General features: G+C 73.5%; 12 protein-coding genes. 6 read left to right on the top strand and 6 right to left on the bottom strand.

Translation table 11 applies throughout. The features are described 5' to 3' along the window. Window positions 1-46: 46 nt before the first annotated feature. The 3 genes from ASF82_RS15115 to manA form a co-directional block, all read right to left on the bottom strand. Window positions 47-361, bottom strand: coding sequence for a WhiB family transcriptional regulator (locus ASF82_RS15115; RefSeq protein WP_156369966.1), 315 nt, complete (start codon window positions 359-361; stop codon window positions 47-49). 349 nt (window positions 362-710) lie between these two features. Next, window positions 711-1,670: a UDP-glucose 4-epimerase GalE gene (galE, locus tag ASF82_RS03410; RefSeq protein WP_056053387.1), complete on the bottom strand. Its 960-nt coding sequence runs from the start codon at window positions 1,668-1,670 to the stop codon at window positions 711-713. Between the two features lie 54 nt (window positions 1,671-1,724). Continuing rightward, window positions 1,725-2,891: a mannose-6-phosphate isomerase, class I gene (manA, locus tag ASF82_RS03405; RefSeq protein ID WP_056053385.1), complete on the bottom strand. Its 1,167-nt coding sequence runs from the start codon at window positions 2,889-2,891 to the stop codon at window positions 1,725-1,727. Between the two features lie 187 nt (window positions 2,892-3,078). Here manA and ASF82_RS03400 point away from each other — a divergent pair, with 187 nt between their 5' ends. From ASF82_RS03400 to ASF82_RS03390, 3 genes are read left to right on the top strand one after another with little or no spacing between them, the layout of a single operon-like run. Continuing rightward, window positions 3,079-4,275 (top strand): acyl-CoA dehydrogenase family protein, encoded by a 1,197-nt coding sequence (locus ASF82_RS03400; protein ID WP_056053381.1) that lies wholly within the window; start codon window positions 3,079-3,081, stop codon window positions 4,273-4,275. Window positions 4,276-4,323: 48 nt separating this feature from the next. Then, entirely contained in the window at window positions 4,324-5,649 is a 1,326-nt protein-coding gene (locus ASF82_RS03395; protein ID WP_056053377.1) for an O-antigen ligase family protein, read from the top strand. Further along, complete coding sequence (locus ASF82_RS03390) at window positions 5,646-6,953, top strand: O-antigen ligase family protein (protein ID WP_056053372.1); 1,308 nt, start codon at window positions 5,646-5,648, stop codon at window positions 6,951-6,953. Before ASF82_RS03395 ends, ASF82_RS03390 begins: the two co-directional genes overlap by 4 nt. Before the next feature lie 43 nt (window positions 6,954-6,996). On the opposite strand, the gene ASF82_RS03385 is transcribed toward ASF82_RS03390, so the two are convergent. Then, complete coding sequence (locus ASF82_RS03385) at window positions 6,997-7,782, bottom strand: polyprenol monophosphomannose synthase (protein ID WP_056053369.1); 786 nt, start codon at window positions 7,780-7,782, stop codon at window positions 6,997-6,999. Window positions 7,783-7,847: 65 nt separating this feature from the next. Beyond that, on the bottom strand, window positions 7,848-9,776 hold the full coding sequence (locus ASF82_RS03380) for a hypothetical protein (protein WP_056053366.1): 1,929 nt from the start codon (window positions 9,774-9,776) through the stop codon (window positions 7,848-7,850). Window positions 9,777-9,876: 100 nt separating this feature from the next. On the opposite strand from ASF82_RS03380, the gene ASF82_RS03375 reads away from it, so the two are divergent. From ASF82_RS03375 to ASF82_RS03365, 3 genes are read left to right on the top strand one after another with little or no spacing between them, the layout of a single operon-like run. Next, window positions 9,877-10,617, top strand: coding sequence for a glycosyltransferase family 2 protein (locus ASF82_RS03375; protein WP_056053363.1), 741 nt, complete (start codon window positions 9,877-9,879; stop codon window positions 10,615-10,617). Beyond that, window positions 10,614-11,045, top strand: a complete 432-nt coding sequence (locus ASF82_RS03370; protein WP_082514277.1) for a DUF2304 domain-containing protein — start codon at window positions 10,614-10,616, stop codon at window positions 11,043-11,045. The genes ASF82_RS03375 and ASF82_RS03370 overlap by 4 nt, the downstream gene beginning before the upstream one ends. Further along, entirely contained in the window at window positions 11,042-12,067 is a 1,026-nt protein-coding gene (locus ASF82_RS03365; RefSeq protein WP_056053362.1) for a glycosyltransferase, read from the top strand. The genes ASF82_RS03370 and ASF82_RS03365 overlap by 4 nt, the downstream gene beginning before the upstream one ends. Here the strand turns inward: ASF82_RS03365 and ASF82_RS03360 are convergent. Then, the gene (locus ASF82_RS03360) at window positions 12,047-13,297 is read right to left on the bottom strand and encodes a lipopolysaccharide biosynthesis protein (RefSeq protein ID WP_156369900.1); all 1,251 of its coding nucleotides are present in this window, start codon (window positions 13,295-13,297) and stop codon (window positions 12,047-12,049) included. The genes ASF82_RS03365 and ASF82_RS03360 overlap by 21 nt on opposite strands. Window positions 13,298-13,333 lie beyond the last annotated feature (36 nt).

The following is a 13,333-nucleotide window of genomic DNA, read 5'->3' as shown; positions in this document are numbered from 1 at the left end:
CCCCGGGAGGGGTCGTGCGCCGTGGAGATGACGGTGGAGGAGCGGGCTACGCGCGCTTCCGGAGCTTGCGTCGTTCGCGCTCCGAGAGGCCGCCCCAGATGCCGAAGCGCTCGTCGTTGCGGAGCGCGTACTCGAGGCACTGGGCCCGGACGTCGCACGAGGCGCAGATCTTCTTGGCGTCGCGGGTGGAGCCGCCCTTCTCGGGGAAGAACGCCTCAGGGTCGGTCTGCGCGCAGAGCGAGTCGGCCTGCCAGGACAGCTGGGCCTCGTCGTCGTCGACGGCGACCTTGCGGACCCCGGGGACGCCGAGCAGCACCGGATCGACGTGCCAGTCGTCGGGCACCCCCGCTCCGACGGCCACGGCCGCGCCGACGGACTGCCCGGCACCGATCCCGTCGACACGGTTCTCGTTGATCGCCACAGCACCTCTCCCCTCGACGTCGTCGCCCCCCGAACGGCTGCGACTCAGGCAATTACACCGGTGTAACTACACGACGTCAAGTCGAGCCCCAATAAACCCTGGACCCCCCATCGAGGGTCAAGCTCGCTCCGGCGTGTCGGGGTACGATCCGCCCTGCCCGGGTGACGTCACCCGTCCTGGGGGCACGTCGTCGCGCCCCGGGCGTGTCGCGCGGCCCCTCCCGCACGGCCCCCGAGCCCCCCGACGACGCCCGGACCGGGGAGTCGCGGGTCGGGACGAGCGCCCCGGTTCAGCTCCGGGGAGCGGCGGCCCAGGCGCTGGTGACCATGTCGAGCAGGCTGTGCCGCATGACCCAGTCGAGGTCACGGCCGGCGAGCGTGCCGTCGGCGACGATCCGGTCGGGGTCGCCGGGGCGGCGGGGCGCCACCTCGGGCTCGAAGTCGACGCCGGTGCCCTCGCGCATGGCGTCCATGATCTCGCGGACGGACACCCCGCCTCCGGAGCCGAGGTTGTAGGCCGCCTCGACGGCCTCCCCGGCGTCGAGGCGGCGGGCCGCGGCCACGTGCGACACGGCCAGGTCGGAGACGTGGACGTAGTCGCGGACGCAGGTGCCGTCGGGCGTGTCGTAGTCGTCGCCGTTGATGCGGGGCGTCCGGCCGTCCGCCAGGGCGGCGAACACGAGGGGGAAGAGGTTGTGCGGGCTGGCGTCGTACAGCCCGGCCTCGCCGGAGCCCACGACGTTGAAGTACCGGAGGCTCGTGTGGCGCAGCCCGGCGGCGACGCCCTGGTCGCGCAGGAGCCACTCGCCGATCAGCTTGCTCTCGCCGTAGGGCGAGGCCGGCGCCTTCGGGGTGCCCTCCGTGACGAGCTCGGTGGGGGGCGTGCCGTAGACCGCCGCGCTCGAGGAGAACACGACGCGGTCGACGCCCGTCTCGGCCATCGCCTCGAGGAGCCTCTGGGTGCCGGTCACGTTCTGCTCGTAGGTGTGCAGCGGCCGCTGCACGGAGACGCCGGCGTACTTGTAGCCGGCGACGTGGACGACGCCCGTGACGCCGTGCGCGCGGATCGTGTCGACCAGGAGCTCGCGGTCGAGGATCGTGCCGCGGACGAAGGGGACGCCCTCGGGGACGAACGCCTCGAGGCCGGACGACAGGTCGTCGTAGACGACGGCGTCGATGCCGGCCCTCGTGAACTCGCGGACGACGTGGGACCCGATGTAGCCGGCGCCGCCGGTGACCAACCATGACATGCGGCTCAGCCTACCGAGCGCGGGAGCGGCTCCCGCCGCGGCTGGCCGCCCGGCTCAGGCGGGGGTCGCCACGTAGAGCTGGCCGCCCCCGGTCACCGCGAGACGGACCTCGTCGGGGGTCACGAAGGCCGACTCGCCCTGACGGAGGCGCATCGAGCCGTCCTGCCCCTTGACGACGACCTCGCCCTCGGTGACGAGGAGGATGCTCGGCCCGCCGATCTCGACGACCGCCCCCGCGCCTCCCGCGTGCACGCGGAGGAGGGCGAAGCCGACGCCGCCCGGCTCGAAGCGCTCGACGCCCGGCGCCGTCTCGACCGGCAGCAGCCGCGGCACGGGCAGCGGCTCGAACTCGAGCACGCGGAGCAGCTCGGGCACGTCGACGTGCTTCGGCGTGAGGCCGCCCCGGAGGACGTTGTCGGACGGGGCCATCAGCTCGACCCCGAGGCCGCGGAGGTACGCGTGGACGTTGCCGGCGGGCAGGAAGAGGGCCTCGCCGCGGCGCAGGGAGACGCGGTTGAGGAGGAGGGAGACGACCACGCCCGGGTCGCCCGGCCACCGCGCGGCGAGGTCGACGACCGTGGCGACGCTCGGGCTCGGGTCGGCGACCGAGGGGGCCAGCTCGCCCACGGCGGCCACGACCGCGCGCGACTCCTCGCTGCCGTCGAACAGCCAGGCGAGGGTCGACTCCAGCGACGTCGCGACGCTGCCGCGCAGGGCGGCGAGTCGCCCCGTGCCCGCGTCGAGGGCGTCGACGTCGACGATCGTCTCGGCCGGGGTGCGGAAGCCGCAGAGCGCGTCGAAGGACTCGCTCAGGGCGACGATGATCTCCGGCTTCGGGAACGGGTCCTTGTAGTTGCGCGTCGGCGAGTCGATCGGCACCCCGGCCGCCTCCTCCGCCGCGAAGCCCGCCTCCGCCTGCTCGGGCGTCGGGTGCGCCTGGATCGACAGCGGCTCGTCGGCGGCGAGCACCTTGAGCAGGAACGGCAGCTCGTCACGGTCGCGGCCCAGGGCCCGGGCGGGCTCGGCCGCGAACCAGTCGGCCAGGGTGTCGGCGCCGTCGACGACGGCCGGGTTCACGACGACGCTCGGCGAGCCCGCGTGCGCCCCCAGCCAGAGCTCGGCCTCCGGGCGACCCGAGGGCGCGCGGCCGAGCAGCTCGGCGATCGCCGAGCGGGAGCCCCAGGCGTAGTCGCGGGGGGTGTTGGTGATGGCGAGGAACATGCGGAGACCTGCTTGTCGACGTGGGCTTGGGCCCCCTCTACAAAGGCGTGAGGACGACCGGGGGCGTGCGTTGGTCAAAACTACCAACCCCGTTGCCGCCCCTCGGAGCCGTGCCTAGGCTCGCGTCGTCCCGAGACGGTCGGGCCAGAGAGCCCGGCCGCACCGACACGATGCAACGGAGCAACGGATGTCATCAGCGACCCTCACCTCGTTCAGCACGCTCGCGAGCGACTTCTACGGCTACGAGGCCGGTCTCAGCGACCGGGAGAAGGCCGTCCTCGCCGACCTGCGCGCCTACCTCGACACCGAGGTGCGGCCGATCGTCAACGGCCACTGGGAGCGCGCGGAGTTCCCCCACGAGATCGTGAAGGGGCTCGCCGACCTCGGCATCTACGGGATGCCGTGGGAGGAGACCCGGCCCTTCGAGAACTCGGCGGTCTTCCGGGGCTGGGTCGCGCTCGAGCTCGCCCGCTGCGACGCGTCGGTCGCGACGTTCTGCGGCGTGCAGAACGGCCTCGCGATGGGCTCGATCAGCGTCGGCGGCTCGCCGGAGCAGCGCGCCGAGTGGCTCCCCCGGCTCGCCAGCGGAGAGCTCGTCGGGGCGTTCGGCCTCACCGAGCCGCTGTCGGGCTCCGACTCGGCCCAGGGCCTCCGCACGGTCGCGACGCGGGACGGCGACGACTGGGTGCTGAACGGCTCGAAGCGCTGGATCGGCAACGCCACGTTCAGCGACGTGACGATCATCTGGGCGAAGAGCGCGGAGGACGGCCAGGTGAAGGGCTTCATCGTGCCCACCTCGACCCCCGGGTACACGGCGACGAAGATCGAGGGCAAGCAGAGCCTCCGGATCGTCCAGAACGCCGACATCACGCTGGAGGACGTCCGGGTGCCCGACAGCCTGCGGCTGCAGCAGGCGAACTCGTTCCGCGACACCGCCGCGGTGCTCCGGCTCACGCGGGCCGAGGTCGCCTGGGCGGCCGTCGGCAACATGATCGGCGCGTACGAGGCGGCCCTGGCCTACGCGGGCGAGCGCGTCCAGTTCGGCAAGCCCATCGCCCGCCACCAGCTCGTCCAGGACCTGCTGGTCAAGTGCATCGGGAACATCACCGCGTCCGTCGGCATGGTCGTGCGGGTGTCGCAGATGCTCGACGAGGGCGTCCAGCGAGACGAGCACGCCTCCCTCGCCAAGGCGTTCACGACCGCGCGCATGCGCGAGACCGTGGCCTGGGCCCGCGAGGTGCTCGGCGGCAACGGCATCGTGCTCGAGTACGACGTCGCCCGCTACTTCGCCGACGCGGAGGCGCTCTACAGCTACGAGGGCACGAGGGAGATGAACACCCTCATCGTCGGGCGGGCCATCACCGGCCAGGCCGCCTTCGTCTGAGCACCGGGAGGGCCGGCGACGCGACCCCGGTCGTCTAGCCTGGTGCCCATGACGTCGACGACCCCCGTGCGCCTCGACCCGTCGACTCCCCCGGCGCGCCGGAGCACGCTCTTCGCGACGCTCGTCTTCGTCGTCCTCTTCGGTGGCGACGTGCTGCGGAACGGCACCAGCTTCTGGGGCTGGGGGCTGGTCTGCGGCGCCATGGTGGTCGCCGCCGTGGTCGTCGTCGTGCGGCACCCGCCCCGGCTGCGGACCCTCCCGCGCCTCCTCGTCCTCTGGCTGGCCTTCGCGGTCGCGTCGATCGCGTGGTCGCAGTACCCGGCGGCCTCGGCCATCGGCATCGGCGCGACGCTGGCCACGACCGTCGGTGCGCTCGCCGTCACGGTGTCGCTCCCCTGGCCCCTCATCGTCACCGCCCTCGGCCGCGCCCTGCGGCTGCACGTCGTGCTCTCGCTCCTCTTCGAGGTGGTCGTCGGGGCGTTCGTGCGACAGCCCGTCTGCCCCGTCTACCTCGACTGCTCGGGGGGCGTGCCCGACGCGTTCTTCTGGTCCCGGGCCGAGCTCTTCACGGGCGGACGCATCCAGGGGCTGCAGGGCAACAGCAACATCCTCGCCGTCCTCGCGCTGCTCGCCCTCGTCGTGACCCTCGCGGAGGCCTCGTCGCGGACGATCAGCCGCAGCACGGCACGCGTCGGGGTCGTCTCGGCCGTCGTCGCCCTGCTGCTCACGCGGTCGGCGACCGTCGCGGCCTGCGCGGTGGCCGTCGCCCTCGTGCTCGCGCTCGTGGTCGTCGTCCGCCGCACCGCGCCTCCTCGCCGCCCTCGCGTCTACGGCCTCGCCGGCCTGGCGGTCGTGGTCGCCGCCCTCGCCGTCGTGCTCGCCAGGGGCCCGCTGCTCGCCCTCGCGGGGCGCAGCGGCGACCTCACGGGCCGCACCGACATCTGGGCCGCCGTCGTCGACCTCGCCGTGCAGCACCCCGTCGTCGGCTGGGGCTGGGTCAGCTACTGGATCCCCATCGCGGAGCCGTTCCGCGACCTCGCCGAGCGCAACGGGGTCGTCTACCTGCAGGCCCACGACGCCTACCTCGACGTCTGGTTCCAGCTCGGCGCCGTCGGGCTCGTGCTCTTCCTGCTGGTCGTGGTGGGCGTCGCCCTGCGGGCGTGGTCGTGGGCCACCGACCGCCGCGTGCTCGGCGTCGGCCGCGTCGCGCCCTGGAGCGCGCTCGACGCGCTGCCCGTCCTGCTCCTGGCCGCGCTGCTCGTGCACGGCCTCACCGAGTCGCGCCTCATCGTCGAGTGGGGCTGGGCGGTTTTCGTCGTGCTGGTGGTCGTGACGCGCCGCGACGCCTACGGCTGGACGGACCGCGACCGGTGACCTCGTGGTCGGCCGAGCGCCCGCGGGACCCGCTGCGCCGCTACCTCTCGGCCTGGGTGGGGTTCTCGGCCGGGGGGCAGTTCTCGCAGGCCCTGTCGGTGGCCGTCGTGCTCTTCGCGACGACCACGCAGGCGATCCGGTCGGTGATGGGCTGGCCGGGTGCCCTGGCCGTCCTCGGCACCCTCCTCGTGCTCGCCGCGCTGTCGTTGTTCGGCGGCCGACGCCACATCGAGTGGCACGGGATCCTGCCCGTCTCCCTCATCGCCCTGTTCGGGTTCATGGCCGTGAGCGTGCTCTGGAGCGAGTACACCTGGGCGACGCTCGGGGGCGTCGCCTACGCCGCGGGCTTCGGCGCGCTCGGGCTCTACCTCGCCCTCGGCCGCGACCTGGTGCAGGTCGTGCGGGCGGTGGGCGACGCACTGCGCATCGTCCTCGTCACCTCGATGGCCCTCGAGATCTTCTCGGGCCTCCTGGTCGACCAGCCGATCACGTTCCTCGGCATCCGCGGCGACCTCGCGGCGGGCGGGCCGATCCAGGGGCTGGCCGGCACGCGCAACTACCTGGGCTTCCTCGCCGCGCTCGCGCTGGTGACCTTCGCCGTCGAGTTCCTCACCCGGTCGGTGCCGCGCTCCCAGGCCGTCGCCTCCGGCGTGCTCGCGGCCGCCACCCTGCTCTTCGCGCGGTCGCCCGTGGCGGCGCTGGCCGTGGTGGCGCTCGTGGTGGCGGGCCTCGCGCTGCAGGCCCTGCGCCGGGCTCCCGAGCGGAGGCGCCCGCTGCTGCAGGGAGTCGTCGCCGCCGTGGTCGTCGTCGGCGCGACCGTGGGCTGGGCGGTGCGTCGGTCGCTCCTCGGCAGCGTCGACGGCACCTCCGACGTGACGGCCCGGACGGCCCTGTGGGCCCGCATCCGCGACCTCGCGGGGGTGCACGACATCACCGGCTGGGGGTTCGTCGGCCAGTGGCCGTCCGAGATCTTCCCGTACTCGACGATCCTCGCCCCCGACGGGCGCCCCTCCCCGACCGGGCTCAACGCGTTCTTCGACATCTGGCTGCAGCTCGGGCTCGTCGGGGTGCTGCTGCTCGTCGTCGCGGGGTCGCTCGCCCTCGTGCGCAGCTGGACCACCGCCTCCGGCCACCCGATCGTGGCGTACGTGTGGCCGGCCCTGGTGCTCGTGCTCATCGGCGTCACGGCCCTCGCCGAGAGCTTCGTGCTCTTCGAGGGCACGCTGATGCTCTTCACCGCGATCGCGACGATCGCCGCGCGCAAGCGGTCGTGGCGGACGCGCCTGCCGAGGGTCGACCGCTAGGAGGCGCGGGCGAGGTCGCCGACCGCCCGTGCCTCGTCGGCGATCAGCGCTCGACGACCCAGCCGGGGCCGGGCCGGCGTCCGAGCAGGGTGGCGACCCGGCGCTCGATGCCCCAGCGCGTGACGCGGGCCATGGCCTCGACGACGATCGCCTGGCTCATCTTCGACTCGCCGTGCTCGCGTTCGCGGAACTCGATGGGCACCTCGACGACCCGGCCGCCGCCGTCGAGGGTGCGGAGCGTCATGTCGACTTGGAAGCAGTAGCCCTTGGAGTCGATGGTGGAGAGGTCCATGGCGGCGAGCGCGGCTCGGGTGTAGACCCGGAACCCCGCGGTGACGTCCTTGAGCGGGAGCCCGAGCACGAGGCGGGCGTAGAGGTTGCCCCCACGGCTCAGCACCTGGCGGGAGACGGGCCAGTTCACGACCGAGCCACCGGGCACCCATCGCGAGCCGATGGCGAGGCTCGGCGCGCCGGGGGCGTCGCCGCTGACCTGCGCGATCATCTCGGGCAGCGCCTCCGGCGGGTGGGAGCCGTCGGCGTCCATCTCGATGACGAAGTCGTAGCGGCGCTCGAGGCCCCAGGCGAAGCCGGCCACGTAGGCGGAGCCGAGACCGAGCTTGCCCGTGCGGTGGACCACGCTGATGCGCGGGTCGTCGGCCGCCATGCGGTCGGCGAGCTCGCCGGTGCCGTCGGGGCTGCCGTCGTCGACCACGAGCACGTCGATCTCGGGCACCGCCGCGAACAGGCGGCCGAGGATGATCGGGAGGTTCTCCACCTCGTCGTAGGTGGGCAGGACAACGAGGGCGCCGGCGCCGGTGTGGGCGTTCATGAGGACTCCGGGAGGACGACTGACGGGGCTGGACGACAGCGCAGGGCGCCGAGGCAACCGTGAGTCTAGGGGGCGTCGCTCGGGCCCACGTCACCGCCAGCCACGGAAGCGACCGACCCGACCACGACCTGGCTGCCCTGCGCAGGGCACGTGGCGGCGATGACGGCGGGCACGTTGTCGGCTCCGGTCACGACGACGGCGTCCTGTCCGAGGCGACGGAGAGCGGCGCAGACCTGCTCCGGGTCGTGCTCGATGGTCCCCGCGTAGGCCCGGATCGGGTCGTCCACGCTCGTCGCCTCGCTCGCCACGAGCCACGAGTTGGCGAGGTCGTCGAACGCGGTGGAGTCGAGGAGCCACACCAGCGTCGGCCGCGGGTCGTCAGCCAGGCGCAGGACGGCCCGCGCGTCCTCCTCGGCACCGGGCTCGATGCCGCGCGCCACCTTCAGGGCGGGCACGTAGCCTCGGATGCCCGGCCCGTCGACCACGGTCGTGACGGCGCCCACGACCACCAGGGCAGTGACGACCGGCGCCGCGACCCGCCAGGTGAGGGGTCCGGTCGCGTCGAGGCTGAGGGACGCGACGAGCGCCACCGTGACGATCGCCAGGATCCAGGAGAGCTTCTGGGGGTAGTAGCCCCAGACCGGTGACGACCCGGCGGCGGCGAGGGCGACGAGACCCGCCATGGCGACGCCGCCCGCCACGACGGTCGCGACGGCCCGGACGACGAGCTGGTCGGCGCCTCGCCGCTCCCGGCGCCCCCGCTGCCGGAGCGCGGCCGTCGTCGCCAGCGCCAGCGCGAGCACCGACAGGACGACGTACGGCCAGGGGCTGAGGTCCGGGAAGGCCCCGCCCTGGGAGAGGTTCCCGCCGTCCGTCCGGAGATCGGGCAGCACGACGACGGCCGCGTAGGCGAGGGCAGCGGCGAGCGAAGCGCCGAGCACCACGGAGTGGACGGGGACGGCCACGAGCCGCGCCACGAGGCCCCGCGGCCCGCCGCCGAGCAGCGCCACGAGCCCGAGGGCGGCGGGGACGACGGCGAGGGGAGCCCAGGTCGCCAGGAGGAGCACGGTCCCGGCGACGAGGACGGCCGTGCGGAGCACCGCCGTCGACGGTGTGCCCCGCGCCACGAGGAGGGAGCAGGCGAGCAGCAACAGGGCCAGCGGCACGTTGGCGAAGCCGTAGGTCATGCTGAAGCCGACCACGAACCACGAGTACGTGAAGCAGCCCACCAGGACGGCGCCGAGGGCGGCGGGCCCCGGACGTCGGACCGAGGACGCGACCACGGCGGCCAGGGACACGGCGGCCGCGATGGTGATCCCGATCCACAGCAGCGCGTAGGCGTCGAGGGTCTGGCTCACCGACGCCGGGGCGGTGAGCCCGAGCGACACGAGCCCCTGCAGGAGGTAGGCAGGGTTGGGGTGGACGGACGGGTCGACCCCGCCGTCCTCCAGGAGGAAGCGAACGAACATGACGTTGTTGGCGGAGTCGTTCCTCATGGCCCACGCCGTCAGGGCCGAGCCCGGCGAGAGGAGCACGACGCCGACGGAGGCGACGCCGACGAGGCCCGGGAGCGACACGGTGAGCACACGGGCGGCAGTGGCCGCCGAGGGCCTCGCCCAGCGGTGGCGGCCGAGGACGCAGACCACCGCGAGCACGAGAGCGAGGACGGCCCAGCAGGTCGTCGCCGTCTCCCGGGGCGGCAGGCCGGTCGCCGGCCCGGTGCGCACCGCGACGAGCGCGGGCACGAGGACGACGAGCACGCTCGCCCCCGCTGCGGCGGAGGCCGTCAGCCGCGACGACAGCGCGACGGTCAGCAGGAGCCAGGCCGCGATCGCCAGGCCCCAGGGCGAGTCGACCCCGAGACCCAGGGCAGCCGCCGCCGCGGCGACGGCGACGGGCAGCGCCGCCAGGCGGCCCCACGGCCCGTCAGGGAGCCGGGACGCCGTGCCGGGCGTCTCGACACCGGCTCGGGCTGCCTGCTGCACGTGGGCCATCGGGTCCTCTCGTCCGTTCCTCGGAGAGTCCAGCCCCCACCTGACCAGACGAGCCTAGGCGATGACCGAGGAGCGACGGCCCCCGCGCTAGGATCGTCGCATGTCCTCGGCCCTCGCGCAGACTCTCATCGTCATGCCCGCATTCAACGAGGAGGACGCCGTCGCCGGGGTGGTCGCCGAGGTGCGAGCCGCACTCCGAGGCGTGCACGTCCTCGTCGTCAACGACGGCTCGAGGGACGACACCGTCGGCGAGGCGCGACGCGCGGGAGCCGCCGTCGTCGACCTCCCCTTCAACCTCGGCGTCGGCGGGGCCATGCGCACCGGCTTCAAGTACGCGAGGGCCCACGGCTTCCGCTACGTGGTCCAGGTCGACTCCGACGGCCAGCACGATCCGGCAGGGGTGCCGAAGATCCTCGACGCCCTGCAGACCCACGACGTCGCGATCGGCGCGCGCTTCGCGGGCGAGGGCGACTACACCGTCCGCGGGCCGCGGAAGTGGGCGATGAAGGTCCTCGCCGTGGTCATCGGTCGGATCGCCGGGACGCGCCTGACCGACACGACGTCGGGCTTCCGGGGGGCTGGCCCCCGCGCGATCGAGATCTTCGCCGAGCACTACCCCGCAGAGTACCTGGGCGACACGATCGAGTCCCTCGTGCTGGCGGCCCGTGCCGGCTGCACGATCCAGCAAGTCCCCGTCACCATGCGCGAGCGCGCCGGCGGCACGCCCTCGCACGCCCCGGTCAAGGCGGCCGTCTACCTCGGCCGTGCGGCCATCGCCCTGGTGATCGCCCTCTGGCGGCCACCGCTCACACTCCAGCCTGAAGCAGGGACGACCCCGTGACCACAGCAACCTACGTCTTCGGCATCGTCTCGGCGCTGCTCGTCCTCGTCGTCGTGTTCGAGCTGCTCCGCCGGCGACGCGTCCGCGAGCGGCACGCTCTCTGGTGGCTGTTCGCCGGCGTCCTCGCCCTCGTGGTGGCCGTCTTCCCGCAGCTCCTCACCGCGACGGCCCAGCTCGTCGGGATCCGCGTCCCGACCAACCTCAGCTTCTTCGTCAGCGTCGTCATCCTCTTCCTGGTGTCGGTCCAGCACAGCGCCGAGCTGACCGTCCTGGAGGACAAGACCAGGACGCTCGCCGAGCACGTGGCGCTGCAGGACCAGCGCCTGTCGCTCCTGGAGCTGGCCCCCGAGCCGGGCACGACCGCCGCGCCCACCGCTGACCTCCCGGAGCCCCCTCACCGCGTCGACCACGAGGGGCGCTCCGCGTGACGAGCTCCCAGCCCGCCGTCACCGTCGTCACCCTCGCGTGGGGCGAGGAGCCCGATCTCCACGCTGCAGTCCGCTCCGCCCTCGACAGCCGCGGCGTCGACGTGTCGGTCGTCGTCGTCGACAACGGGTGCACCTCCGACGCTGTGGCGACCCTGCCGCCCGTTCCCCGCATGACCGTCCTCACCCCGCCGGAGAACCTCGGCTTCGCGGGGGGCGTGAACTACGGCGCCGCCGACGTGGCCACCGACTTCGTCGCGCTGCTCAACTCCGACGCGGAGTTCGTGGACGACGCCCTGGCTCGTCTCGTCGAGGTCGCCGCACGACCCGGCGTGGGCATCGCCAGCGGCAGCATCCGGCTCGCCCACGACCCTCAGACGATGAACTCCGCAGGCAACCCGCTCCACGTCGTGGGCCTCAGCTGGGCCGGGGGGTTCGGGGAGCCCGCGAGCCGTCACGCCGTCGAGAAGGACGTCGCCTCGGCGTCCGGCGCCGGCGTCGCCCTCCGCACCGCGCTCTGGCGCGAGCTCGGGGGCTTCGACGACGAGTACTTCGCCTACCACGAGGACGTCGACCTCAGCTGGCGCACCTGGGCCTCGGGCCGTCGCGTCGTCTACGTTCCCGACGCCGTCGTCCTCCACCACTATGAGTTCAGCCGCAACGCGCTCAAGATGTACCTGCTGGAGAAGAACCGGCGCATCTTCGTGCGGAGCTCCTTCAGCCCGCGCCTCCGTGCCGTGACCTGGCTCCCCACGGCCGCCCTCGACGTGGCCATGTCGCTCGTCGCGACGCGGCAGGGATGGGGCCCGGAGCTCCGCCGGGCGCGGCGCTGGGTCGCCGACCACGGTGACTACGTCCGCTCACGGCGACGCCGCATCCGATCGACGCAGGTCACGTCCGACCGCGAGATGGGCGCACTGCTGACGGCCGAGCTCGACCAGCAGGTCTTCCCGTTGCCTCCTGGTGCCGGCGTGCTCCAGGCGGCCATGCGCGGCTACTGGTCATTAGCTCGTCGTCTGCTCTGACGCGGCCTGGGCAGCGGCGTCGTCGATCGGCTGGTCGACGCGGCCCAGCCCGATGACGACCACCGCGACCAGGTTGACCGTCGAGCCGACGAGGAAGCCGACGCTCCCGGCCCACACGCCGAGCGAGGGCCCGGTCGCCACGACGGTGACGATGCCCACGACGAAGCCTCCGATGGAGGCGAGCGCGACGGCCCGCGAGCGTCCGGCCGCGAGGAGCAGCGCGGCCGGGATGAGCGCCACGGTGAAGACGAAGACCCCGAGCATCAGGAACTGCAGCATCGGGACGGCTGCCGCGCCCTGCGCGGGGTAGAAGATCGGGAGTGCCCACGGCGACACGAGCGCGACGAGCCCGAAGGCGACGGCCGACACCGCGGCGAACGCAGTCACGAAGAAGGCTGAAGAACGGTCGCGCAGGCCTCCTCCTCCGCTGCGGTGGGCGAAGGCGGGCACGACGATCTGGCTGACGGCCTGGCCGAGCATCGACGCCGGGGTGGCCAGCGTGAACGCCGCCGCGAAGACGCCCGCCTCGGCGTCTCGTCCGTAGACCTGGGCGGCCAGCATCGCGATCTGCAGGAGCCCGTTCGTCGTCAGCCCCGCCAGGACGTTCCACGCCGCGAAGGAGACGAGCCCCTCGGGGAGGCCGTCCGCGCCCGGCAGACCGTTCCCGCGCGGGCGGCACGCGAGCGCGAAGACGACGTACCCGATCGCCAGTGGGAGGAGCACGAGACCCGAGAGGCCGCCGACCGCGACGGCGACGAGGAGCCCGAGGCTGAGCACGGACGACGCGGTGTCCCAGAAGGCGATCCGCCCGGCCCGGTGGTACCCGAGCTGCGCGCCCCGCGCATAGGCGTACAGGCCGTAGCCGACGACGAGCAACGCCGCACTGGCAGCCGTCACCGGTCCGTTGCCGAGCGCGAGGGCGATCGGGACGGAGATCGCGCCGAGGAGGACGGAGGAGGCGAGGGTCGTGACACCGAGGAAGCGGTTGACGGCCGCGTCGGAGCTGCCGCGGTGGAGGGCGACGGCCAGGAAGCGGGACGAGGTGTTGCCGGCCGCCGTCGGCCAGAACAGGGCCACGAAGATGCTGAGCGAGAGCAGGGCGCCCGCGTGCCCCAGGGCCTCGGTGCCGAGCACGCGCCCGATGATGATCGTGTAGGCGAGGCGGGACAGGCCCTGCACCGCCATGCCGGCCGTGCTGTACACGGCGGACGACGCGACTCGTTGTGACACGTGGACCTCCCGGGACGGCCCCGGGCGGGACGACCG

Origin of the sequence: Frigoribacterium sp. Leaf164 (assembly GCF_001423665.1) — a bacterium.
Lineage (GTDB): Bacteria > Actinomycetota > Actinomycetes > Actinomycetales > Microbacteriaceae > Frigoribacterium > Frigoribacterium endophyticum.
Note: the sequence above shows the minus strand (reverse complement) of the source record. Positions and strands in the feature narration are given on the sequence as shown.